This is a genomic window from Oceanobacillus locisalsi (genome assembly GCF_042675985.1).
Taxonomy (GTDB): domain Bacteria; phylum Bacillota; class Bacilli; order Bacillales; family Amphibacillaceae; genus Oceanobacillus; species Oceanobacillus locisalsi.
In genome coordinates this window covers 17,537-42,865 of sequence record NZ_JBHTKK010000005.1, presented here as the reverse complement: position 1 = coordinate 42,865, position 25,329 = coordinate 17,537, and the positions used below count along the sequence as shown (strand labels likewise).

Sequence of the window (25,329 nt, the reverse complement as noted above, 5' to 3'; positions counted from 1 at the left end):
TTCATTGATTGAAATATCACAAAAAAATTAAAATTTTGTAAGGAGGAATAAGAATGGGTACATGGTTAAAGAATTTTGGATTTATTGCAGTTTTTATTGTTTTGTTGGCAGCGTGTTCTACAGATTCTCCAGGATCATCGGATGAAGCAGAAGGGGAAGACGCAGGGGATGAAAACGTGAAAATCGGCCTTTCTATCTCTACATTAAATAACCCATTTTTTGTAACTGTACGTGATGGCGCTCAAGCTGCTGCAGAGGAAGCGGGTTATGAAGTGGTTACTGCAGATGCACAAGATGATCCTTCCACCCAGCTAAGTGATATTGAAGATTTAATACAGCAGGATATTGATATTCTTTTAGTCAACCCAGTTGATTCTGATGCTATTGTATCTGCGATTGAATCAGCGAATAGCAGTGACATCCCTGTGATAACTGTTGATAGAAGTGCAGAGGACGGAGAAGTTGTGACACACATTGCTTCAGATAACGTAGCAGGTGGAGAAATGGCTGGTGAATTCATCGCAGAACAATTAAGTGAAGAAGGCAATGTTGTTGAATTAGAAGGTATATCTGGAGCTTCTGCAACACGTGAACGCGGGGAAGGGTTCCATAACGTTGTAGACGAGATGGATGGTATAGAGGTAGTAGCAAATCAATCTGCTAATTTTGATCGGACAGAAGGTTTATCTGTCATGGAAAATATTATTCAAGGTACGGAAGATATTGATGCTGTCTTTTCCCATAACGATGAAATGGCACTTGGAGCGATTGAAGCTCTTCAGGCACAAAATATGTTGGAAGATGTTACGGTTGTAGGTTTTGACGCGACAGATGATGCCGTAGCTTCTGTAGAAGAAGGCGTCATGGATGCTACCATTGCGCAGCAGCCGGATTTAATTGGTGAAAGAGCTATAGAAGCAGCGGGACAAGTAATGAATGGAGAAACAGTAGAAGAATTCGTTCCTGTTGAACTAGAGCTTATAAGTGAATAAATCTGATTAGAGGAAGATCATCCGTTAGGGTGGTCTTTTTTTAATAGGTTAATTTATTGCAGTGTAACTGTTACCCTATCGAAAGGCTTTTATAAGACTCTCACTTTAATTCAAGAAAGGAAGTTTCACTTTATAAGCAACCACTTCGATGAAATCATTAGAAGTAGTTGCTTATTTTAAGAAATTTACGTTTTTAAAAATACATCCTTCTAATCAGTTGTTCCATCAATTACAAAAGGGATTTCCAGCGCCTCTGACAATTGCAATAATGTATCTGCTTTTGGAATTATGGTACCGGCTTCAATACGTCCAATTGTTGATTTAGGTACCCCTGCTAAATCAGCAAGCTGCTGCTGGGACATTTTTTGCTGCTGGCGGAGGTGCTTTATTTGTGCTGCGATTTTTCCTTCATATTGTAGGTTTTGTACATGTTGTTCGCCACGCATTTTAGCATAACGTTCAAAAAAATCATTCATAGCTGCCAGTCCTCCTTGGATAAAGATGAATAAAGATTGGAAACCATTTCGCAAAAATGTGCATTGTTTTTTCAGCAAAGAGCATGTCTTCTCAACTAATTAGCCTATTATGTTTGTTGAAATAATGAAACAAAACAACTTTATAGTAATGTAAACGGCTTTGGTAATACGATGATTTGATTTCTTTTATATAATAATTTTAATGTTGATTGTTGATTCGAGTTTACAAGAATCTTTTTATATTATTATATAATAGGCATAGTATTGTTGCTATCAAATACCAAATTTTAATTCATGTGCCATAGTTAATCTAGAAATATACTTTCTTTTATTTTCAAAGATAAGATGGAGCAATGCTTTGTTTATCTAACCACTCATGATAATATAAATAAAACTCACAAAAAAGAGGAGGACAACTCACATGATATCTCACGTCATATGGGATTTAGGAGAAACACTAACCACACCGCCAAATGGAAAGATAGATAAAAAGCCGCTAACAGCTTATCCGGAAATTCAATTAAGAGCACACGTACCAGAAGTATTGGAAACCATCCGACAGATGGGGATAAAGCAATCCATTCTAAGCAATACAGCAACAAGTGACAGTGCCATTGTCAGGGAGCTGCTAAACAGGTTACATATATTAGATAAGTTTGAATATGTTTATGCTACCCAATCTGAGCTAGAGCCAGATATTCCTGAAAAACCAGACCGTATTGTTTATGATCATGTGCTGGAGAAATTGGCTATTGAAGCGGACGAGGCGGTAATGATAGGGAATACTTGGGATACGGATATTGTTGGAGCGAATAGAATTGGCATGCATGCGATTTGGCTTCAAAATCCGGCAGTCTCTGTAAGAAAAGATTTTGATGAAAAAGTGTCTATGCCGCCTTGGATATTGCCAGTATGGGATATGGAGTCTGTGCCCAAAGCTGTGGAATTAATGATGGAATGCAGTCAAAGTGGTGACCGGGAATAATAGGAATGTACCCGTGCTGCGAATAACGATAAACAAGCTCTCTTTTCAGGTCTCATTTAAAACCTGAAAAGAGAGCTTGTGTTTCATTTTATATAGATATTAATCTTCTTCATCCTTCTTAATCTCAACTTCTTCCGTCCCAAGAATATAATAGTTCAATTCTTTTTCCGGAATTTGCTTCAGATCTTTTCGTTTGATGATATAGAAGATAATTCCCAGGACAACCCAGGCAATCAGAGCAATTCTGGATTCTATTCCTAAAAATGCCGGTGAGCCCGGGATAAGCAGCAGTCCTAAGAAGATAATGCTGGCAATCATCCCGAGGATAGCAATAATCTTTTTCTTTGGTGCTTCGATATGTTTTTTCTCATTAAAGGTGTGATCCTTTTTCATTTTAAATAATGAAAAGGCCGCATAACAGGTGTAAAAGTAGGCGATGGTTACACCGATGGAGGACATATCGACAACCCACATCAGAGCCTCTCTTCCAAACCACGGAGCCAGTATCGCGATCACTACTGCAAATATAATTCCCCAGTAAGGTGTATTATATTTTGGATGCAGCTTGGAGAAGCTTTTAGGGATAATTTTAGCTCGGGACATGGCAAATAACAGTCTGCTGGAAGAGATAATAAATCCGTTCAGACCGGTGAAAATTCCCATTGTCAATGCGACAGCAAGAATAGCCAGTCCAATAGGTCCGAGCAGGTTTTCAATAATGTAACCTGTTCCCCATACATGATTTTCTTCTACAACACCTTCCCACGGTTGGACCATGGAAGTTGTAATAATCATTAAACTGTATAATGTTGCTGCTGCTAAAATGGCAAAGACGATTAATTTAAATGCTTTGCTGGATGGAAAGTCGAATTCTTCTGCAGCTTGCGGCACATTATCAAAGCCGACATAGGCCCACGGTGCAATGGCAACGATAGAAATAATCGCGGCAATGGCTGTTGTTTCTTGCGGGAACATCGGTGTGATATTGGAAAATCCTGCGTCGGGCTGTATACCGACGAAAAGTAAAAGGATAAATATGGCTCCAATCATAATCATACAAAAAACAAATTGCATTCTGCCGGATAACGTTGTGCCACGGATATTAAAAAAGCCAAATACAATCAGAACGATGGCCGCTACTAAAATCTCAGTCAGGTAGACGTCCCATCCTGCGATTTGATATAGCGGGATATTTTCAATGACTCTCGGGAAGATAAATTTAATCATTAAAGCAAATGCGGAGGCATTTAATGCCACAATACAGATATATCCTAAAGTTAAAAACCATCCGGAGATAAAAGCGTGCGTCCTGCCTAAACTGATATAGGCATATGCAAACTCTCCGCCGGAAACAGGGAAACTTTTAATTAAGGAGCCGTAACTGACAGCAATTAAAATCATTAGCAAGGCGCCGATAAAGAACCCAAGAATAACCCCGAGCGGTCCGGCAGTAGCCATCCAGGTGGTTGGCTGGACAAAAGCTCCCCAGCCAATCGCCGAACCTAAAGCAATCGCCCAGATCCAATGGGGTTTCAGTGTTTTCGCGAGTGTTTCTCTCTTTTTCATTCGTTAGACTCCTTTAGTTGCGGAATGGTGGTCTTTTAAATTATATATGGTTTTTCCTTCTTTTACCGTTTCTAAAACCTGGATATTTTTAATCGCTGTTTTGTCTGTTTTTAATGGATTTTCATCTAATATGACAAGGTCTGCTATTTTTCCTTCTTCCAGACTTCCTTTGGTATCTTCTTCAAAGTATTGGTACGCTGCATTGATGGTTACAGCTTTTAAAGCTTCATAGACACTGACACATTCCTCAGGCCCGATATGGACGCCATTTCGCGTTTGTCTATTGACGGCACACCAGATGGTATGTAGCATATCCGGTTTGACGATGGGAGCGTCTTGATGGAAATTAACACATAATCCGCGGTCATAAGCTGATCTTGCTGGACTGATGCGGCGGCCGCGTTCCTCGCCAAGATTTTTTAAATGGACATCTCCCCAGTAATAGGTGTGCGCTACGAAAATGGAAGGAATCATGGATAATGCTGCCATCTTGTCCAATTGATCATAACGAGCGGTCTGACAGTGAATCATCACAGGCCTTAATTGGTCTTTATCTGGACGATCTGATTCTTCTAATGAAGCCTGATAATTGCGCAGTAACTGGTCAGAAGCGGCGTCTCCGTTACAATGTGTTAATAATTGTACACCGTCACGGATGGCTGCATCTGTATATTGTTTTACTTGCTCGTCCTGATGCCACGGATACCCTCTATAGCTTTCCTCTCCTTCATAAGGTTCGGTTAACCAAGCGGTTTTTCCTTGAGGGGAACCGTCTAAAAACATCTTGTAACCGCCAATTTTAAAGCGGTCGTTATATTTTTTAGCGTATTCCTGATTTTCATCCATTTGTTTTTTCGGTTCTGCATCAAAGACCGGATAAGCGACGACGTCTATTTTTAGCTTTTGCTGTTTTGCCAATCCTTTAAATAGATCAATGATTTCTTTGGATGATGCGCCATCTTGCACAGTTGTCATTCCATTTTTGATATAAACATCTTGAGCCAGCTCGATAAGCTGTGTATAATCTTTTTCCTGGCCCTGTAACAGGGTTCTTTGCAGACCCATCATAGCGTTTTCTTCTAAATAACCGTCAGGCTCTGTACTGCCTTCCACACGTCCGATGGTTCCACCTTCAGGATCTTCTGTCTCTGCATCAATTCCTGCTGCTTGTAAGGCGGCATCATTTGCACAGCCTAAGTGACCGGAAGCATGTAAAATAAAAATAGGGTGTTCTGTCGATACTTGATTTAAAACTTCCTTGTTTGGATGCTTGTTTTCAGCCAGGAAATTATGGTCATAACCGCAGCCAACTACGACATCTCCTTCACGTAATTGCTTCTTCTGCATATATTCTGTTAACGTTTGAATAATATCTTCAAAATGGTCACATTCACTTAAATCAGCCATCAATGAAAATTGTCCTACCATTGAAATATGTCCATGCGGATCAATAAAGGCAGGCATCAGCGTACGTCCTTGTAAATCAATATTTTCTGCATCATGGCTGGCATCCTGTTTCACTTCAGCTAAACGGCCTTGTTTCTTAATAAGTCCGTCTTCCACTAAAATGGCTTCTGCAACATCATTTTCGCCCGTCATGGTAATGATATCGCCGCCATAGTATAATTTCTGTGTCATTCTATCCCGCTCCTTATTTTGAAATGTTGATTAAGCATACGATTTTTCGCTGCTTTCAACGGTTTCAGTATTTTCTTTAAAATCATACGTTTTTACACCCCATACTTTAAATACTTTTAACAGAATTAAGTAAATAGGGATAGGTACTAACAACCATAAAATCCCAGCTGTTAAAGAGAGTGTTCCTGCCATTATCATCATAATCGTTGCGACCGTGACATAGGAGACAATCATAGGTATATTCATCATCCCTAGTTCAATGGCTGTTGTAGAACGCAGGGAAGGATCAATAATTCGGACGAGGGCAAGGCCGCTCGGTACCGTTCCCAGGGCAGCACCCAGCAAACCCAGTGTACGTGAAAAGTCATTTTCGCCGCCTATACGTTTTCCGAAATATAAAACAACAGCGATGGTCAGAAGCGTAATGACAACCGCCTCGATAAGAATAGGAACAATCCATTGACCGATGATACTGAATTGCACTGCCATAAATGAACAAACGACTAGATAATCGGTAGACCAGCCGGTAATCTTTGTTTGAAAAGTGTTATCCAGCAAATGAGCAAGCTTGAGTCTGTTCAAGATCATTTTGACAAAATAACCGGCTATCATTCCATGAATAAAAAGCATTCCGCTGAGACTTTCACCGATTCCGGGAATATAGGAGACAACGTGCGCCATTCCAAGCGCCAGTACATAACAAATACCAACCATTGTAAAGTGGAAAGTCATCGTATCCATATTTCCGCTGAAGACGGTTTCGTGACCGATGGCATCTCTTTTTTCGTCTTTCGTGTAATAGCCACGTTTTACATAATCTTTTATTTTGGATTCGCCAAATTGTTTGGATAATCCGCGTTTTAAACCATATTTCGCAATAGGTACACCAACTAAGAAGCATGCAATAAAACCTACAGCTGCGAAAGTAAGACCGACCATAGCTGCGTTTTCTATGCCATACTGCTGTTCAAAGATGGATCCGAATGTAGCAGCCTGTCCGGGACCTTGTGTAAAAGCAAACGGGATAAGTAAGCCGTATAAAGCATCCATCCCAAAAGAACTGCCGATGAGCAGTATCACGAGCACCCCGACAACGGGTGTCAGAGCATATAATAGATTCCAAAGCAGGCCAAGGCCTATGCTGCCTCTGACAACTTGCTTTCCTGCAGATGTTTCTTTACTACTGTTACTCGTTAAACCAATAGAAATGAAGGTAATGGTAAATAACTGTGTCACGATGATGGTGAACATTTCCGCGTCCGTTGCAGAAATGAGGTTTGTATTCATGAGAATCATTCCTAAAATACCTGCGATAACACTTGCAGGGACTAACATATTCTTTATAAAAGACACTTTTGACCGGATAATCATACCGGCACAAAGTAGAATACTAGCGATTCCAAAAGCAACCATGAAGCTCATATTTTCGACCTCCCATGAGAAAATTGTCTAAAGATGTCAATATTGATATAACCTTTATTGTATGTGATTCACAATACTGTTCTCAAGGAGGTCAGAATGTTCGTACCAGTTAAAAGCATCCTAAAATAATCTATCTATCTTTTTTTATCTGTTCACCTGCTATGCCTCGACAGGGTTATTTTAAAAGAATACATATCCGCTCGGTAATGCGCTCTCTCAAATTCGACAAATTCTCCGTTCATATCTGTAATAATTCTTTCTGCAATCATGATACTCGTACCTTCCGTGATATGCAGCAACTCGGCATCACGTCTTGTTGCGGTACCAGCTCTGATTTCTTGCTCTGCTTGGAAGGTCTTTACATTTAATTCACGCTCCAGCAATTCATAGAAAGCTTCTTGATCTAAATCAAAATGGGACAGTTTTCTGCCTAGTTCAACTGGATAGTAGTGTCTTTCTACACCCATGGGTATGTCATTGGCATATCGGATGCGTTTAAAGTGATGTGCTTTGTCTAAGCCAGTAATATCTTTTAATCTGCCAAACAGCTCCAACACCTCAGAGGTAATTAATTTGGCGCCTGGCGACATACCCATTTTCTCAATATTTTCTGATGTACTGTGCAGGCTGCCAAGCCAATCATTAATTGTTCTGATTGCGATAAAGGTTCCTTTTCCTGCTTTTCGTACTAAAATACCTTCACGGACAAGATATTCGATTGCTTGTCTTACAGTGCTTCTGCTGACATAATATTCGTCCATCAGTTCTCTTTCGCTGGGGATCTTATCGATATAATGCCCATCATATATTTTCTGTTCTATTTTTTGTTTTAACTGAACGTGAAGCGGGATGGAATTTGTATAGTCTAAGCTCATTGGTGCTTCCCCTCCGTCGAGTATTGGTTTTAAGTTTATTGATTATTTTAGCATGTTTTGGAAAGGAATGGGGGATAGGGAGCGATGGAAATTGGGAAGGTGGAGAAAAGTAGTGTATGAAAGGTCAGTTATCCTGTACCAGGGTGAAAAAGGACTGATTTTCATGAAATAACCATTTTGAAAAGGAAAAGGAAGCTTTTTTATATCGGTCCGGGTTTTTGTTTACCCAAAATAAGAATAGGGAATGGTAACGAAAAGAAGAAAGGAGGACAAGCTATGTTGTGGACTATTATTATAATTATTTTAGTATTATGGCTGCTGGGTTTCATAGGAGATATAGCAGGAAATCTTGTGCATATATTATTAGTAGTAGCTTTAATAATTCTGATTTATCGAATGATAACCGGCCGTAAACGATAGACAGGCTGGATAAAGTATAAAAATAAAGTAACAGGAGCGGTTTATGCAGTGCAAATATAAACCTGCTTCTGTTATATAAATAGGATGTTAAGGTATAATTATCGTTTTTATTAAAATTTTAAAAGATTTGCAGGGTCTTCCGGAATCTCATTTGGCAACCATTCTTTTGTAACAATTTCATGTAAAGATTGGATGGAAGTTTCATAATCAACATATTCTGATAAAAATTCGCTTGTATTTGTTTCATAATCTTCTTTATAAACAGCATCATTCATTATTTCTTGCAATACATCAAATAATTTAAATCCAGCTTTAGAAGAATATGTTTTTTTACCTGTTCTCCGTGTTTCTATCACCTGAGTCAAAAGAGGTAATAAATTTTCTGTATCTACTAAGTTACTTTTATAAATCATGTGAATATCATATATATGTCTGGAGTTTCTTGAATAATTTTTATCCAAATGATAATCGCAAATTGCTAATAACTTGTCCAAAAAAGTGCGATCTATGGATTGAATACGCATGGAAAAAGAATGCAAATAATAATCATCAATGAAATTTATTAAGTTTTCTCTTTCTAAAAATTTAGTTATGTAGTTACTGACGGGTTTAACTTCACAGGGAAATGGTTTATAAGCCAGCATTGTTTCAACAAGAATATGATCTAATATTTGCCAGTCATATTCATCAGTATAAACTGGATTATAACCTAACTTATATTTATTAAACAGCCGTCCAGTACGTATAGGCTCATCATTTAACAGGGTAAAACCTAATTTGTCTCCTGTTTCTTTAATTGATTTCTTTAAAGGCTCTTGCGTTCTTCTTAACGTTCCGCTGGTTAACTTATCTTGATTGAAGTCAATTGTTAAATCGATATCTTCAGAAAACCTGCGAATAACATCGTAACATTTAGAAAGAGAGGTTCCGCCTTTAAATACGATATTGGGCGCAACCTCTTGCAAATTTTTTAGAAATAATGAAACGAAATAGTCCTTTTCTACTTGAAATGGGAGTAAATTAAATTCATCAGACGCAGCTTCCGCTATCTCCTGAAATATCGATTTATGCTTGTGCAGGTTCATTGTAAAGCTCCATTTCTAATAAGTTTTCCAATGTTTTTCTTGGATAGAATTTTATATAAGGTTTTAAGTCATTTATAGTTATATTAGTATTTTTTAGATAGTTATTTATTAGACGAATAGAACTTTCTAATGATATTTCGCTTACTTGGTCAAGGCTATTTAGTAAGTCTAATATTTGAAGGATTTTATAATTTTGATTCGTAATTTTAACCTTCGATTTTTTCAACTTAACCTTTTTTTTATCAAACATGATCACATGTTCCGGTCTTCCTGTTTCGTTCGTAACAATGGTTGATACACTAGCTGTTTGCGATGTTAAGCCAAGCTGATTTGCAAAATTAATACCTGAAATATAACCAATTACGTTTTGATCTATTGTTTTAATATATTTTCTCCTGATTACTTTATCAATATTAACACGTGGCTTTTGCAAAATGCTGTCAGCTTTTTGCACATAATAAATTCCGTCTCGGACTTTAATTAAAGCCCCCTTATCAGATAACCTTTTTAAATTCTGACGTAAGGTCCCATCTGATATATTGATATTTTTTTTTAATTCTTTTGTGAAGACAGGTTCATCATATCCGTACTCTTCTAAAATGAATTTATATACGCTGTTCACCTTAAATCTCCTCCTAGTTAGTATATTTATTATATCATGTAAAAAACAATATGTAACTAAATCGTTTAAATTATTTTCCCTCGCGTTACATATGCATTATAAAATGTATACACATTCTAACCATTATTTACACAATTTATAGGTGTTTTAAAATGTTAAGAAAATAATTAAGGGTTAAACTATAAATTCTAATATGTTAATGGAATAAGTAATTGTAATACTTTTAAGCAAAAAGATGAGCCATTGTTCAGACTCGGCTATGGCAATCCACTACCAAAACAGGTTTCATTTATCGTATGAACGCTACAGCAACCTTCCCATCCTTCTCCATTAGCTCCCCTTATGCTATATTATCCATAACACCAAAAAAGGAGTGACCATCCATGGATTTAAAACTGGCAAACAAAAAAGTACTTGTTTTAGCTTCCAGCAAAGGTATCGGCAGGGAAATTGCGAATAAATATGCTGAAGAAGGTGCATCTGTCATTATTACTGGAAGAACGGAGGATACGTTGAAACGGACTGCAGCGGATATTGCCAATCAGACAGGGAGTGAAGTAACGCCTTTTGTCACAGATGTTTCCCAAAAGGAAGATATCGATCGTTTATTTACATTTGTGAAAGAGCACTTTGGCGTGCTGGATGTATTGGTAAGCAATGCAGGCGGTCCGCCGGTGATTGATTTTGAAACCAGTGAGGAAACGGATTGGTATGACGCGTTTGAGTTAACGTTAATGAGTTCCGTTCGAGCTTTTAAAACAGCACTTCCTTTGATGAAGAAAAATGGACAGGGCCGGATTATCTATATCGCTTCCACTTCTATTAAACAACCAATCAGCGAGCTGCTGCTTTCTAATATATTTAGAAGCGGTGTGCAGGCACTTTGTAAATCGTTGGCAGCGGATTATGCAAAGGATGATATATTAATCAATATTGTTGGACCGGGAAAAATTGATACGGATAGATTAAGAGGGCTGGATCAAAAAAATGCAGCACAGAATGAGATTGCTTTAGAAGAATGGCAAAAGAATGTTCAGCAGTCCATTCCTATTGGCCGATATGGTACGCCGGAAGAATTTGCAGAAGCCGCAGTGTTTTTAGGGTCTTACCGGAATACGTATATTACCGGGCAAACGCTTTTGATTGATGGCGGGTTAGTGCAGGCTTATTAATGGAATGAATACTCCTTTTATTCAAGAAGAAGTTTAACGGTTTGTTAAAAACAATAGAATATATCACAAAGTGCACGGTATGTTAAAATAAATGTAAAATATTATAAAGGAGAACGGTATGAACTGGTTTGGAAGAAAAAGGAAAGAGGAGAGATGATTTATTTAAACTTGTATCGATGGTTTTATGAAAAACATCTTTCTTATCAAGATATCGAAATGGCAATCGAAGAAATTATACCGTCTTCGTATAGAAGGATGTTGGAAGAATACAAAGAGGACTACGCTGCCGGCATTGTCAGACTACGAAAGAAATATCCAATCTTGTATAAATATTTCAAGAAAGATTGGGACGAGCTTTTTGAGGAGTTAACGTAAGGTTTTAATAGAGAAATGAAGCGGAGTTTAAAGTAACTTGATTATGTTTTCAGATGCGTTGTTTCAAAATTGGTGAATCAACATTTGGAGGGATAGAAATGGATTTTAATGGTTTCGCAGAAAGTGAGATTTCCGAAGAAGCATATTTCGACAATCTGAAAAAGACGCTCGATGCGTTTGCGGCGGACTTGTCGGAAAAACAGGGGCTGCAATCAAAAACGATTAATCGCCATGTTGGCCGTCTGGGATTTTTTGCGGAAAGTTTTTTATATAATAAGGATGTAGAAATACAGCATCTGCACCCAGAGGATATCATAGATTTTCTAGGAGAATATTATATTCGAAAAGTCCTCAACAGCAATAAAAGTGATATTTCTCCATACTTGACAGCATTTAAAAAGTTCGCCAAGTTTGCGTATGAAAAGGAATATATGGATAAAGAAGATTTTGATGAGATTAAAATGATCTGCAAACAAAAGGATTACTTCCGGCATCGATTTGACACGTATTTTTCCACAGATGATTTGGAAGAATGGTTTTTTGATAATAATTTATACGCGTATCTGGAGGAACAGGAAGAAGCAGATGATATAGCGGAAAATGATGAAGCAATTGATGTCGATTCGAAATTTGTGCAGATTTTAGAGGAGAAAAATCTGGAAACCCCTGTCGCTGTACATGCATACGCTGCTTTTCTCGAAAAAATTCAGAATGAAAATAGTGTGAAACTGACAAAGGCGAAACAGCATATTACACGGAATTTTTGGAAGGAATTAGATCAGCTCCTCGGTCTGCACTTATTTCATAAATCGACGTTAAACCAGGAAGATATTGGTTTATATCACTATTTTTATTTGTTGGGGAAACAATTGAAGCTGTATCGGATAGACGGGGATAAACTGATACCAACGAAACGATTAGCATCTTTTCAAAAGCTATCTGCAATGGAAAAATACGTTTTCATGATAGATGGTTTGTGGAATCAGCTTTCCTGGCAAGATATTCAGCCGTCACATGTGGGCGGAAGAATTGAAGTGACACAAAGCAGACGTTCTGGTTTAGCTGATACGCTTTCGAAATTTCCTGTCGGGGAGAAAATCTATATTAGAGATAGCAGGCTTGGTGTGACTCTGGTTCAACGAACATTTTCAGGAGGATTCGGCAGTTCCAAGGATCATTTCTTTGAGTATATCATGCCGATTCTGGAATGCTTTGATTTATTTCATCTGGAATATGAATGGATGGAAAGAAAAGTCCATAGTGAATATGAAATGGTTTCTGTTACCTTGAAGGAGATGGGCTTTGTTACGTTCAATCATCTGAAAAAGATGGGAGATACGTTACCTGAAAGTGCATCTCCTGACATGATATCGGATCTTTTCATACAAATGGCAAATCAACCTGTTATGAAAAATGAAAAGGTTGGACGTAATGAACCATGCCCATGTGGAAGCGGCAAGAAATATAAGCATTGCTGTATGTAGGAACGCAGGCTGTTTGACAGCTTTACGATAAATGATAATCCCATGTACTTGGACAGGAGTTATCGCTTGTTGGGAAAGATATCGATGATGAACAGGCTGCACCCCTGTCATTTTTGCAAACTGAAACAGAGGCTGATGTGTGATTGCGTTCATTTTATTCATTTCGAAATTGTACGTTGACGGAATAACGATATAAACATCCCCTTTTTTCATCTATATTGAATGAAAAAGGGGATGTTTGTGTTTGTTGCATCAATAACTTTTCCGATTAAAGAGCAGTCCAGCCGCCATCAATCACAAGTTCGGCTCCGGTCATAAATCGAGATTCATCGGATGCCAGGAACAGCACGCCGTATGCAACATCTTCCGGATTACCGAAGTAAGGAAGCTGTGTGAATGTTTGATAGTATTGGGTAGCATTTTCAAAAGTATCCGCGGTCATCGGTGTTTCAATAATTCCCGGATGAACGGAATTGACACGGATTTTATCTTTACCATAATCGACCGCAGCTGATTTGGATAAGGAACGTAAGGCCCCTTTTGCAGCAGTGTATGGGCTTGTTCCAGCCATACCTACCAGTCCGCCGATAGATGAAATGTTAATTACAGATCCTCCGCCGGCTTTTTGCATTTCTGGGATAACGTATTTCATGCCAATAACACAGCCATTTAAATCAATATCCAAGATTTTATTCCATTCATCCATTTCCATTTGGGCAATGGTTTTTGGACTGGAGACACCCGCATTGTTGACAAGGACATCGATTTTACCATATTGGTCTACTGTTTTTTGAATAACTTGTTTCCATTCTTCCTCGGAAGTCACATCATGTTTTACCCCGATAGCTTCTCCGCCGTTCTCTTTAATGTCGTTTACTACCTCATGCAGCGTATCTTCAATAATATCTGTGGCAACGACTTTTGCTCCTTCCTCTGCAAAAATCTTTGCTTCTGCAGCTCCCATTCCGAGTGCTGCTCCAGTGACGATAGCTACTTTACCTGTTAAACGTCCCATGATAATCATCCTTTTCAAAATAATATTTTATTTAATCTAATCTAATCTTGTTCCTGAACAAGCATTACGAATATAATGAAATACTGTGCTGCGAAAGACTGGCTAAACTAAAGCTGCTGGATATCGTCCGGTCCCCAATAAGCATGCATCGTAGCAATTTTACCCTCGGAATCAAAAGTCATCACATCTGTAACATCGATTCGAATAGGGTGACCTTCTTTCTCTGTATGGACAGCGAACGTAATCGCTGCAGCATTGCTGTGAGAGCCACGGGGTGCAGCTAACAATTCCAGATTTGCGCCGGACATGCTCTCAGCAAAAAATGCTTTCACTTCTTGATGCCCATTTTTTGCTGGTGAGCCAAAAGGGTCTTCTACACTTGCTTCATCTGAAAATAGCGCCATCAGTCGCTCGAGGTCATTCGCATTGAATGCATCCACATATTCCTGTAATGCATTTTTCATTGTTAAGCTGTCCATCAATCATACACTCCTTCATTGAATGAGTTATTTAACTGTACCCGTTTTTGGAATAAATATGCTTTTACAGCGTTAAACCACCGTCAACAGCAAGAACGGAACCGGTCATATAACTTGCGCCAGGGGAAGCCAGGAAAGCAACAACATTCGCAACTTCATCAGGTTCGGACATGCGCCCGATAACCGGATAATCAATTTTCGGTGTATTGCCGGTTTCTTCCCATGTTTTCTGGAAGCCTGCTACCAAGTTGGTTTCTACACCGCCCGGACAGATAACGTTGACACGGATTCCTTTATCGGCATATTCTTTTGCAGCTGATTTGGTAATACCGACAACGGCATGTTTGCTGGCAGAATAGACGGCCAAGCTATGTTCCACACGCAGACCGGAGCTGGATGATGTATTGATAATGACACCGGAACCTTGTTTTTCCATTACTTGAATGACATATTTCATTCCTAAAAATACACCTTTAAAGTTAACAGAAACAACACGATCGTATTCCTCATCCGGTATATCCGCTAATAAGTAAGGTTTCTGGATAACGCCGGCATTGTTGAAGAAGACATCAATGCGGCCATAGTTTTCAACAGCGGCATTGACATAATTTTGTACGTCTTCGCTTTTGGAAACATCCGCTTGAACAAAGATGCTTTCTCCTCCTTGTTCCTCGACAAGGCGACGTGTTTCTTCACCTGTTTGCTCATTGAAGTCGACTAAGACCAATTTCATATCCATATCGGCCAATTTTAGGCTGGAAGCACGCCCCATACCGCTGCCAGCACCCGTAATTACCGCGATTTGTTCTGATTCGGACATTGCTGATCACTCCTTATCCAATTTATATTCTTTTAGGTTGTCTACCATCTTTTTATAATATCCGTGAAGATCTCTTAATTCTTCATTTGAGAAATCTTTCCATAATGAATCGGTTAAAGCGAAATATTTCTCATTAATTTGGTCAAGCATCTCGGAACCCAAGAGAGTTATTTGCATCAGGGTAATCCGGCGATCGTTTTCGGATGGTTTCCGCTCAATATAACCTTTCTGCACCAGCTTATTTGTAAGGTTGGTAACTGCAGGAAGACTGATTCCTAGCCTCTCTGATAACTCTGAACTTTTTTTAGCACCGTCAGCTGTTAAAATTTCCAGAATGTATACCTGGGATCCGGAAATATCACTATCAAGTATTTTTCCATAAGCAACAATGAATTTGTGTACCATTATAGAAAGCAGTTTAGACAGTTCATTTTTGTCTTCTTGATTAATAAGTTGTCCCTCCAATACTTAAAAGTGCTAATGGTTAAAAGTGTTAACTATTTATATTTCAAGTGTATGCTTGGTTTGTTATATTGTCAAAGATTTGGGTTTTTATGTGGTTATAAACACACTTGCATCCTTTTGAACAGTTTAAAATATCAACAAACATGAAAATTAGTGATAAAATAGAAGTAATATGCATGAGAATACGTAAAAAGAAAGGGGCTTAGCATGGCAGTAAAGCGAAATGACCTATGTCCATGCGGCAGCGGTAAAAAATATAAAAAATGCTGTATGAAAAAAGACAATGCAGCAGAGTTGCAAGAAGTAAAGGAAGAACGATTTTATCAACAGAAACAAGCACTGGTAGGTAAGCTGGATGATTTTATTCATCGCAGTGTACATCGAAGTGAATATTTTCTGTTAGAATCACAATTTAAAAAAAGAACAAAGCATCAGTTTCATGAATCTGGCCAATCTGGTCAAGGATTGTTCCATTTTTGGTTATACTTCTTTCATCGTTATGAAAATGGACTGCGTGGAATTGAATGGTTTGTATCTGAGATGAAAGGTCGGTTAAAACCGGAAGAAAAAGCGATGGCGGAACGCTGGGAAAAGCTAAGGCCGCAATTTGTACAAGCTATTGATCAAACAGATGAATATGTTGTTTTTGAAGACTATTTTACGAAGCAGACGTATCATATGCCAAATACAAAAGAACATTTCCCGGAGGTACTGCCTTGGATGGGGACGATTGGTTTATTAGAACCGATAAATGATGTCTATTATTTTAATGGCATGAGGAGCATACATAGTCCAAAAGAATATGAGAAGCAAATTGCATACGTAGAGAGGGTTGCCAAAGAGAAACAGCTTGATCATGATAAAGTGATGACTGACTATTTTCCTGAAATTTTGGTGGCGCCTTATGAAGAGAAGGAAGAACCAAAAAAGGAAGAAAAGGAGGTTACCTTCTTTACGTATACATTTGATTTAGCCCATCCAAAACGTGCAGAGGTATTTCTTTATAATGACGTGGATCTGGATATCAAAGAGTGGACTGCTCAACATAAACTGCTGGGCTGGGTTGGTAAAATTCAAAAATATAAGGATAGTGAATTAGCAGAAGATATCACGATTAAATCTTTGCAAGCAACTTTAGAGATAGAAGGTAATCAACTTACTTTCGAAACAACTTCTTTAGAATGTCTGCGTCAATTTTTACAAAAAATAGTGACAGTAAGCGGTGCATTTACCCTCGTCAATGATTATGAAGAAACGCACAGGCTTCCGAAAACGGTTGAAGTAACACAGACAGCAGTTGAAACAGGAGAGAATGTGCCTGACTATTTTACTGCCTATGCTTCGATGCGTATACAGACAAGCATGGACATGCCTATACCGGAATACAATCATCAATCTATTCGCCAATTAATGGACAAAGGAGAAAGCCAATTAGTTGAAACCTATCTAAAAAATGCAGAGTTTCATGAAAATCGCTTTGTAATGCAGAAGTATTCGGACGTCACAATAAGTCCTGATTTTAATACAGAGCGTAAAGCACTTGGCCTTCCATTATCTCCATTTGTAACAGGTGGAGAGGAGCGTTCTTCTTCTGTCCAAACAGTTCTGAAAGCGAAAAATCGGGAAACCGTTGTCTTAGAAGAAGATATTCCGACGTATGACAGGTTGGGTTTCTCACAAGAGACAATCGATGCTTTTTATACGAACGATATGACTCGTTTTTATCAGGAGAAGACAGAAGGAAAGTCAAAAGCTACCGAGCGAAAGTATCGAAATAGCCTGTATGATATTCGAGAAATAATGGAAAGAAAAAACATTCACAGCTGGGAAGAATGTGGTCCTGATTTTTGGGAAAACTTGCTTACCAAAGATATTTACGACCTTTTTGGCGGCCAGATGTATGTCAGCAATACGCAGTATAAAGAATTAGTGACTACCGTTAAAGCATTTGTAAAATGGCTGTCGAAGGAAGGGAAACTGCGTTATCTCAATGATATTTTACAGGCTGTCTGGAGATGCGAAGAAAAACGAAAAAACGTTGCATCAACAAAGCAGGGAGCAGATGGGCTGTAAAGGATAAAAATGATTCAGGAAAATCGATAAACCCGTTAAGTAACTGCTATCAGTTACTTAACGGGTTTATTATTAGAACCAATCATACGTGAAGTGCGTTCCCTTTATAATATAAAAAAGAGACATTTTCCGGAATATAAAATGATATACTGAATCAGACAGAAAAGATAGTCCATTATAGGATGTACATAAGCGGGAGGGGAGAATAAAAATGAAAGTAATTGTTGTCGGGACAGGAATTGTGGGTGCCAGTGCGGCATACTATCTGGTGAAACAAGGGGCCGAGGTTATCATGATAGACAGGCCAGGGGACGGGAAAGCAACGTCGGCAGGTGCTGGTATTATCTGCCCTTGGATTTCTCGTGTGGAAAATCCTCACTGGTATGCGATTGCGAAAAGGGGTGCGCAGTATTACCCGGAACTGATTGCACAATTAAAGATGGATGGAGAAACAGAGACCGGTTATAAGCAGGTTGGTGCGATTAGCGTAAGCAGCGATCCCGCTGAATTAGATGAAGTGGAGCGTCGAGTTCATGAAAAACAATTAAAAGCTCCTGAACTTGGAGAAATCAAACGATTCAATCATCAGGAAGCGAAAGCTCGATTTCCTGCATTATCGAATGGTTTAGAAGGGGTTTATGTTTCCGGGGCTGCCAGAATGGATGGCAGATTTATGCGCGATTCTTTGAAACGGGCTGCTATCAAAAATGGAGCGCAATTTATAGAGGGAGAAGCTTTTCTTACTGCAGAAGACCTAAAAGTAATCGGTGTTCATGTGAATGGACAGGATATAAAAGCAGATTATGTCTTATCAGCATCTGGAGCATGGGCGCCGGAACAAATGAAGCCCTTAGGTTTGGATTTAGCAATTGAGCCGCAGCGGGGGCAAATTGCGCATATCACGCTTCCGGAGCAGGATACAGCGGATTGGCCGGTAATTTTACCGCAGACAAGCCACTATATGCTGGCATTTGATGATTCCAGAATTGTTGCAGGAGCAACCAGAGAAGAGGGATCTGGATTTGATTATCGTTTAACAGCTGGCGGTGTTAATCAGGTTTTGGATGCTGCGCTGGATGTAGCTTCCGGATTAGGAGAGGGTACACTGGAAGAAGTCCGGATCGGCTTCCGTCCGATGAGCCCGGACAAGTTACCGTTGATTGGCCCTGTTAGTGAAGTGGAGAACCTTCATATAGTTAACGGTCTAGGACCTTCGGGATTAACGATGGGGCCGTATGCTGGCAAATTAGCAGCAAAACAGATATTAGATGAAAATATAGAACTGGACATGTCTCCTTACCGTCCGGATCGGGCAATTTCGAAATCTGCAGCGAATTGATTAAACATGAAAGAACCTCTTTCCAAAGCATATAAAGTTGGAAAGAGGTTCTTAGTTTATTGAAAACGGATTATTACAAGGTATTACGAGGAAGAAGCTTCTTCGATGACTTCCTCCGGTATTTCAATGTCATCCACATCATTTATATCATCATAATCAACAAGGATATTTATATCGACATTCCCTGTTTCATTCTCCACAGAGAGGTTGTATTCTATATGTTCAATATAGAAATCAGATTTGTTTACTTCAAAGGAATAGTCTAAAGTCATATCCTCATCAGCGATATCAGAACCTCCAATGAGTATGTTGAATGGACCTTCAAATGCCTCGTAGATGTCGCGTTCAAAACCTTCATAATGAAAGGTGTAGGTATCTCCTTCCGGATCAAAGGAAGCATAATCAATGACATTTTCCAGCACCGTAACAACATCTCCATAAGAAGGATTGAATAGTGCTTCGTCTGTTTCTGCCTCTCGTCTTACCCACGGATTATCTGCTTCTTGCATATATATTTCGTCGTCGGCACGATATGTATCAATGGCTGTTTCTTCTCCATCTGCTTCTGTCGTGGAAACCTGGTGCTTTGCAGCCGGATCTTCGGTTAAAGCAACTTCTGTGTTGTAACTTACCGTGCTTGCCACATCGGATGTATCAATATGAAATTCCGCTGTGTATTGATTTACGTCGTGATGCGAAGTCAGTACATTCTCTGTTACTTCTTCTTCACTGGCATCCTGGGAACAAGCGGCTAAAAAGAGAGGAGAGGAAATAGCCAGCAAAACGAACAATTTTTTCACATTTTCACCACCTTCCTGATTGATATAGATTCTACATAATAGTCTATATCATTTATAAAGGTTTTGTAAATTGCGTGTAACACGGGGAAGGATGTATTTTTCTTCCTTATATTGGAATATTATTCATTTCAAAAAAACAGCTACTTCTTCTTTTTTTCTTCGATTAATTGCATAAACAACGTTTTAATATAGTTTCCTTTATCCTCTAATTCCGTTTGCTGTAAAGCATGCTGATAGGAATAAATGACACTTTCCATCAGAAATAGATTCGGATCCTCCGCTTGTAACTGTTCCAATAAAAAATGATGATAGTAGTTCAGTTTATCATTTTCCAGCGCGGATATAAGATTATCTAAGTCCGTCAGTGTCTCTTTTAATAGTGTTTGGCTGCTTTTGTCTGCTGTGTTTTTTGCCGGATGGTAGGGCAGGAAATAGTCTTCCTTTAAAAATGGAGGATGGTTGTCCGTTTGCTCTATTTGCCGGAGTGCGAAATAAATTGTCTCTTCAATTGGAATATTTGTTTTACTTATGTCCATTAATAATTTTGAGGTTAAATGGATGGTGCCGAAGCAAGTAACTGCGTCATCATAAGCATGTTTTTGTTTATCTTCACCAAACACATCACAGATTCGATTTGCCATCCATATGATTTCTTTCAAATATTGCTGGTTTAGAAATGTCTTTAATTCCTGATGGCCCTGGTCGGCATTGGTCAGAGATGCAAATAGTGCCACAATGTTATGTTTTTTGTCTATGTGAAAGCGGACAGCGATCTGTTTTACGAAGACATCTTTATCCGAATCCGATTTTCCATGGGCGAGCTGCTCCCGTTCATCAATTACTTCTTCTTGAATCAACGTTAAAATAGACATAAAACAATCTGTTTTGGAAGAGAAGTAGTTATAAAATGTTCCTTTGGATACATTGGCTGTTTCTAAAATATCTTGAATCGGTGTTGCCTCAAATCCCTTTTTTATAAACAGGGTTTGAGCCGCTTGGATGATTTGTTTCTTTTTTGTATTCATAAAACCGTTCCTTTGCATTATTTTAAGAAAAATAGAATGTTTGTATACTTTTTATAGTAGTCCATATCCATTGATATATCAACAATTAAAAATCAATGGAATTTTTTTGTTGCATTTATTAGACTGCAGGTATAAAATAATAAAGTCTTAAAATAGAATAGTGATTCGGACAACAATAAAAAGGTGTTTATGCTCCTTTTGAACATCCTCTTGAAGAAGATATTTTTACGTGTCTGAAAGCATTTTGATTTTAGTACCAAATATAACATATGAAATAGAAGAAAAAGCATCATTTCTCTGCGAACGGGGAAGTGTGCCTTTTTTCTGAGTAAAGAAAGTGAGGGTATACCATGACAGATATCAAAGAAATGCATAAACAACCGCCTTATGGCATGATTGCTATATTATTTATAGGTGCGTTTGTAGCTATTTTAAATGAAACATTATTAAACGTAGCACTTCCTTCCATTATGAATGAATTTGAAGTCGGCCCGACGTCTGTTCAATGGCTGACAAATGGGTATATGCTTGTGAATGGGATTCTTATTCCGGCAAGTGCGTTTTTAATTCAGCGTTTTACAAATAGAAAGCTATTTTTAACAGCTATGACCTTATTTACATTAGGTACATTATTGGCTGCCATATCACCGGTGTTTTCGGTTCTTTTAATTGCACGACTTATTCAGGCAGCAGGTTCTGCGGTGATGATGCCGCTTCTTATGAATGTGATGCTGACTGCTTTTCCAATTGAGAAGCGTGGTACGGCGATGGGGACATTTGGTCTCGTTATGGTCGTGGCACCTGCCATTGGTCCAACTTTATCGGGATGGGTAGTAGAACATTTTGATTGGAGAACGTTATTCTATATCGTCCTCCCAATTTCTATTATTTCGTTACTTATTGGGGTATTCAAATTAAAAAACATTACACCGCAACGGGGTATCAAACTGGATGTCTTGTCTATTATCTTATCCAGCTTTGGTTTTGGCGGTATATTATATGGTTTCAGCTCAGCAGGAGATGCAGAGATGGGATGGGGTCACCCGGCTGTTTATATTTCAATAATTGTCGGAGTGCTTAGTGTCATTGCACTGATCCTTCGTCAATTACGCATGGAAGATCCGATGCTGGAGTTCCGTATTTTCCGCTATCCGATGTTTGCCCTGTCCTCGGCCATTTCTGTTGTCTTAGCTATGGCGTTGTTCTCAGGGATGATATTAATTCCATTATACGTGCAGACGGTTCGTGGTTTTACGCCGTTTGAAGCTGGCTTATTAATGCTCCCTGGTGCGCTTGTGATGGGGATTATGTCGCCGATTACCGGACGTTTGTTTGATAAATTCGGTGCGCGTACGTTAACCCTAGTCGGGTTAACAATAACAGGTGTTACAACCTATCTCTTTACTCGATTAGATATGGAAATTACCATCACCTCGCTTATGGTTATCTTTGCAGCTCGTTCATTCGGGATGTCGATGGTCATGATGCCTGTTATGACAAATGGATTAAATCAGCTGCCTATGCATCAAAATCCGCATGGTACGGCGATGAATAATACATTGCAGCAGGTTTCCGGTGCAATTGGTTCTGCTTTATTGATTACCATCATGAACAGCCGGACGAATAACGAGGCAGAAGCACTGGCTGAGGATGCCATGAAAAATATGGATCCGTCACAAATACCGACTGGCCCTGCAGCAGAGCAGATGCAAGCGGAAATAATGAATGAGGCTATGCTGCACGGCATTAACTTCTCTTTCTTTATTTCTCTGTTAATTATTGTGTTAGCATTTATTCTGGCACTGTTTATTAAGCGAGTAGGTACGGACGGAAACATCATTACGAAATCAACGGAAAAATAAAGGAGAAAAGACTGCCATCTGAATTGTCAGGTGGCAGTTTTTATTAGTGAGATGGACCATGTTACACTAGCAGGAGGATAACCTATTGTCTTTCGTTTCTAAATTAAATAATAAAAATACCGGGCGTAGCAGAAGAGAAGTATAAATGACAATGTGGTTACGAAAGCATATTTAGATAGAATTATTTCTGCGTTAACGTAGTCATGTTTTAATTGATTTAATTTCCAATGTTCTTAATAGAATGAGTAATCATAAATTAAGCGGTTTTGTGTTTAACTTTTCCATCGAAAATATTTGTGTATCGATTTCCCCTCATGGAATGAAGTTTCACTTTATAGTAAAAGGAGTGAACGCAGCTTTGAATCTACGTCAACGTGATTTACTTTGTATTTTGTTAAAAAATGAAAAGGCGACACAAATTCAGGAAGCAGCTGAAGAATTAAAATGCTCCGAAAAAACAGTACGAAATGATTTAAAGGAAATAGAGAAAGAGCTGCAAGAAGAAAATATTCAGGTTTCTATTCTAAGAAAACCGGGAGTTGGCATTTCATTGGAGGCAAGCAAAAGTGGTCGCTTAAAATTAATGCAATTTCTGCCTGGAAATTATGATAAAACACAAGATGAGTATATTGTGGAGATAGCTTTTGAATTGTTGACTAGCACGAAGCCTGTACCTTTCCAACATTTGTCTGAAACGTACTATATATCGAGAAATATTGTGAAACATGTATTGGAGCAAATAAAGTCATGGTTAAAAAACTATCATTTAGAATTAATTTCCAAGCCGGGAATGGGAAACGTAATCAATGGAACAGAGGAAAATAAGCGTAATGCTCTAGTTAACTTATCCGAATTAACTCCATCTGCCCATTTGCAGAAGAATGCGATATTAGATTTATTTCCTGCTTCAGAAGTTACGGCAATTCGTAAATGGCTGGTTGATTTAGATGAAGAGTTTACCATGTTCTTTTCAGATGATGGAGTAGAAAGCTTGCTTATTCACGCACTGGTTATGCTAAAGCGTATCCGCCAACAATCTATCATTGATATGAAACACTCTATGGAAAGAGAAAAGCAACAAACAAAAGAACATCAGATGGCTGAACGCTTGTTTGAAAAAATGGAGGCAGTTTTTGGCGTCCGTTTTCCTGAAGAAGAATTTACGTATTTTGTATGGCATATCATTGGTGCAAAAAAATATCAAGCAAGTTCTGAAATGTTTTTGGCTGATGAACACTTAATGTCTTTTACAAATGCACTTGTCCAAGAAATGAGCCAGCGAACGGAATTACATTTTGAGCAGGACGATGCATTGATAGAAGGTTTAAATATACACATGCATTCGGTGATAAACCGAATGGAGCATAATATGCCTATATCTAATCCTTTACTTTATGATATTAAGCAAAAATACCCTTATCTTTTTTACTTGCTTACCTCTATTGCAGATGATTTGTACCAAACATTCTTATTGAATTTGAGCGATGATGAAATTGCTTATCTTGTATTGCATTTTCAAGCATCGATGGAGCGGATTCTTGCGGAAAACAGGTATTATGTAGTAATTGTATGTCATATGGGGATTGGAATGTCTAATTTATTGCAGGCAAAATTAGAGCGCATGTATGCAGACATGACAATTCTCGGATGTACTTCCAAAAAAGAACTGTCCTCTTTTTTACAAGAACAGCATGTGGATTTTATTATATCCACGCTCCCGTTAAAAATAGAAAACCCACCGCATGTGATTATATCTGCTATGATGGAGGAGAGAGATAAGCAAAAATTACAGCAGTTTTTTACTAAATTTAAATCTTTTCAGAAAAAGGAACAGACGGATACCGATACAAAACAAATTATTGATTCGGATTTTATTTTTTTAAATGTTGATTTGGAACATCGCTATGAAGTAACAGAATATTTAGCGAAGCAAATTATTGAAAAAGGAATGGCGGAGCAATCATATTTACACAGTACGTTGGTGAGGGAGAAAAGTACACCAACTTTAATTGGAGCTGGTATGGCAATGCCTCATGGGAATCCAGAACTGGTCAACCAAACCTGTATAGCAATTGCACAAATGAAGAAACCGATTATGTGGGGAGATGAGATGGTATCCTTAGTATTTTTGCTTGCAGTTAGAGAAGAGGACAGACAGATGACCAAAGGGTTTATGCATAAAATTGCTTCGTTTAGCAAACATCCCCTTCAATATAGAGCTCTAACAGGAGCACAGACGGAGGAAGAGTTTCTATCTTTGTTTTTAAAATAGTCCTTTTTTACCGTAACTTGTGGTAAAAATTTATCCTTTTCCATCGCTTTACTCTAGTATACTTAAA

General features: G+C 38.5%; 22 protein-coding genes and 1 pseudogene. 10 read left to right on the top strand and 13 right to left on the bottom strand.

The features are described 5' to 3' along the window. The first annotated feature begins 53 nt into the window (after positions 1-53). Positions 54-992: a ribose ABC transporter substrate-binding protein RbsB gene (rbsB, locus tag ACFQ19_RS06335; protein ID WP_379591231.1), complete on the top strand. Its 939-nt coding sequence runs from the start codon at positions 54-56 to the stop codon at positions 990-992. 209 nt (positions 993-1,201) lie between these two features. Here the strand turns inward: rbsB and ACFQ19_RS06330 are convergent, their stop codons facing one another. Continuing rightward, entirely contained in the window at positions 1,202-1,468 is a 267-nt protein-coding gene (locus tag ACFQ19_RS06330; RefSeq protein ID WP_379591230.1) for a helix-turn-helix domain-containing protein, read from the bottom strand. A 421-nt stretch (positions 1,469-1,889) separates the two neighbouring features. On the opposite strand from ACFQ19_RS06330, the gene ACFQ19_RS06325 reads away from it, so the two are divergent. Next, complete coding sequence (locus tag ACFQ19_RS06325; RefSeq protein WP_379591229.1) at positions 1,890-2,453, top strand: HAD family hydrolase; 564 nt, start codon at positions 1,890-1,892, stop codon at positions 2,451-2,453. A gap of 99 nt (positions 2,454-2,552) precedes the next feature. On the opposite strand, the gene ACFQ19_RS06320 is transcribed toward ACFQ19_RS06325, so the two are convergent. The 4 genes from ACFQ19_RS06320 to ACFQ19_RS06305 form a co-directional block, all read right to left on the bottom strand. Beyond that, on the bottom strand, positions 2,553-4,019 hold the full coding sequence (locus ACFQ19_RS06320; protein ID WP_379591228.1) for an APC family permease: 1,467 nt from the start codon (positions 4,017-4,019) through the stop codon (positions 2,553-2,555). A gap of 3 nt (positions 4,020-4,022) precedes the next feature. Beyond that, complete coding sequence (locus ACFQ19_RS06315) at positions 4,023-5,657, bottom strand: amidohydrolase (protein ID WP_379591227.1); 1,635 nt, start codon at positions 5,655-5,657, stop codon at positions 4,023-4,025. Between the two features lie 30 nt (positions 5,658-5,687). After that, complete coding sequence (locus ACFQ19_RS06310; RefSeq protein WP_379591226.1) at positions 5,688-7,079, bottom strand: sodium/glutamate symporter; 1,392 nt, start codon at positions 7,077-7,079, stop codon at positions 5,688-5,690. A gap of 152 nt (positions 7,080-7,231) precedes the next feature. Next, positions 7,232-7,954, bottom strand: coding sequence for a GntR family transcriptional regulator (locus ACFQ19_RS06305; protein WP_379591225.1), 723 nt, complete (start codon positions 7,952-7,954; stop codon positions 7,232-7,234). A gap of 276 nt (positions 7,955-8,230) precedes the next feature. Here ACFQ19_RS06305 and ACFQ19_RS06300 point away from each other — a divergent pair, with 276 nt between their 5' ends. Beyond that, positions 8,231-8,374: a lmo0937 family membrane protein gene (locus ACFQ19_RS06300; protein WP_379591224.1), complete on the top strand. Its 144-nt coding sequence runs from the start codon at positions 8,231-8,233 to the stop codon at positions 8,372-8,374. Between the two features lie 110 nt (positions 8,375-8,484). On the opposite strand, the gene ACFQ19_RS06295 is transcribed toward ACFQ19_RS06300, so the two are convergent. Next, complete coding sequence (locus ACFQ19_RS06295; protein ID WP_379591223.1) at positions 8,485-9,459, bottom strand: nucleotidyl transferase AbiEii/AbiGii toxin family protein; 975 nt, start codon at positions 9,457-9,459, stop codon at positions 8,485-8,487. Next, on the bottom strand, positions 9,440-10,081 hold the full coding sequence (locus ACFQ19_RS06290) for a DUF6088 family protein (RefSeq protein WP_379591222.1): 642 nt from the start codon (positions 10,079-10,081) through the stop codon (positions 9,440-9,442). The genes ACFQ19_RS06295 and ACFQ19_RS06290 overlap by 20 nt, the downstream gene beginning before the upstream one ends. Before the next feature lie 383 nt (positions 10,082-10,464). Here ACFQ19_RS06290 and ACFQ19_RS06285 point away from each other — a divergent pair, with 383 nt between their 5' ends. The 3 genes and pseudogenes from ACFQ19_RS06285 to ACFQ19_RS06275 all read left to right on the top strand — a co-directional run. Beyond that, positions 10,465-11,253: an SDR family oxidoreductase gene (locus tag ACFQ19_RS06285; RefSeq protein ID WP_379591221.1), complete on the top strand. Its 789-nt coding sequence runs from the start codon at positions 10,465-10,467 to the stop codon at positions 11,251-11,253. Positions 11,254-11,406: 153 nt separating this feature from the next. Continuing rightward, positions 11,407-11,628, top strand: coding sequence for a hypothetical protein (locus ACFQ19_RS06280; protein ID WP_379591220.1), 222 nt, complete (start codon positions 11,407-11,409; stop codon positions 11,626-11,628). Positions 11,629-13,025: 1,397 nt separating this feature from the next. Next, a pseudogene (locus ACFQ19_RS06275) lies at positions 13,026-13,112 on the top strand (SEC-C metal-binding domain-containing protein); the annotation flags it as partial. Positions 13,113-13,380: 268 nt separating this feature from the next. Here ACFQ19_RS06275 and ACFQ19_RS06270 read toward each other — a convergent pair. The 4 genes from ACFQ19_RS06270 to ACFQ19_RS06255 all read right to left on the bottom strand — a co-directional run bounded on the left by ACFQ19_RS06270 (position 13,381) and on the right by ACFQ19_RS06255 (position 15,891). Beyond that, positions 13,381-14,127, bottom strand: coding sequence for an SDR family NAD(P)-dependent oxidoreductase (locus tag ACFQ19_RS06270; RefSeq protein WP_379591219.1), 747 nt, complete (start codon positions 14,125-14,127; stop codon positions 13,381-13,383). A 107-nt stretch (positions 14,128-14,234) separates the two neighbouring features. Further along, a complete protein-coding gene (locus tag ACFQ19_RS06265) occupies positions 14,235-14,606 on the bottom strand; it encodes a nuclear transport factor 2 family protein (RefSeq protein WP_379591218.1) in 372 nt (123 codons plus the stop codon). 64 nt (positions 14,607-14,670) lie between these two features. Next, a complete protein-coding gene (locus ACFQ19_RS06260; protein ID WP_379591217.1) occupies positions 14,671-15,426 on the bottom strand; it encodes an SDR family NAD(P)-dependent oxidoreductase in 756 nt (251 codons plus the stop codon). 6 nt (positions 15,427-15,432) lie between these two features. After that, a complete protein-coding gene (locus ACFQ19_RS06255) occupies positions 15,433-15,891 on the bottom strand; it encodes a MarR family winged helix-turn-helix transcriptional regulator (protein WP_379591216.1) in 459 nt (152 codons plus the stop codon). Positions 15,892-16,098: 207 nt separating this feature from the next. Here ACFQ19_RS06255 and ACFQ19_RS06250 point away from each other — a divergent pair, with 207 nt between their 5' ends. After that, on the top strand, positions 16,099-17,964 hold the full coding sequence (locus ACFQ19_RS06250) for an SEC-C metal-binding domain-containing protein (RefSeq protein WP_379591215.1): 1,866 nt from the start codon (positions 16,099-16,101) through the stop codon (positions 17,962-17,964). Between the two features lie 211 nt (positions 17,965-18,175). After that, positions 18,176-19,303 (top strand): NAD(P)/FAD-dependent oxidoreductase, encoded by a 1,128-nt coding sequence (locus ACFQ19_RS06245; protein ID WP_379591214.1) that lies wholly within the window; start codon positions 18,176-18,178, stop codon positions 19,301-19,303. 83 nt (positions 19,304-19,386) lie between these two features. On the opposite strand, the gene ACFQ19_RS06240 is transcribed toward ACFQ19_RS06245, so the two are convergent. Beyond that, a complete protein-coding gene (locus tag ACFQ19_RS06240) occupies positions 19,387-20,103 on the bottom strand; it encodes a DUF6612 family protein (protein ID WP_379591213.1) in 717 nt (238 codons plus the stop codon). Positions 20,104-20,243: 140 nt separating this feature from the next. Further along, positions 20,244-21,128 carry a TetR/AcrR family transcriptional regulator gene (locus tag ACFQ19_RS06235; RefSeq protein WP_379591212.1) on the bottom strand — a complete coding sequence of 295 codons (885 nt, stop codon included), beginning with the start codon at positions 21,126-21,128 and terminating at the stop codon, positions 20,244-20,246. Positions 21,129-21,478: 350 nt separating this feature from the next. On the opposite strand from ACFQ19_RS06235, the gene ACFQ19_RS06230 reads away from it, so the two are divergent. Further along, positions 21,479-22,990, top strand: a complete 1,512-nt coding sequence (locus ACFQ19_RS06230) for a DHA2 family efflux MFS transporter permease subunit (RefSeq protein WP_379591211.1) — start codon at positions 21,479-21,481, stop codon at positions 22,988-22,990. 358 nt (positions 22,991-23,348) lie between these two features. Beyond that, positions 23,349-25,262 (top strand): BglG family transcription antiterminator, encoded by a 1,914-nt coding sequence (locus ACFQ19_RS06225; RefSeq protein WP_379591210.1) that lies wholly within the window; start codon positions 23,349-23,351, stop codon positions 25,260-25,262. The last annotated feature ends 67 nt before the right edge of the window (positions 25,263-25,329 follow it).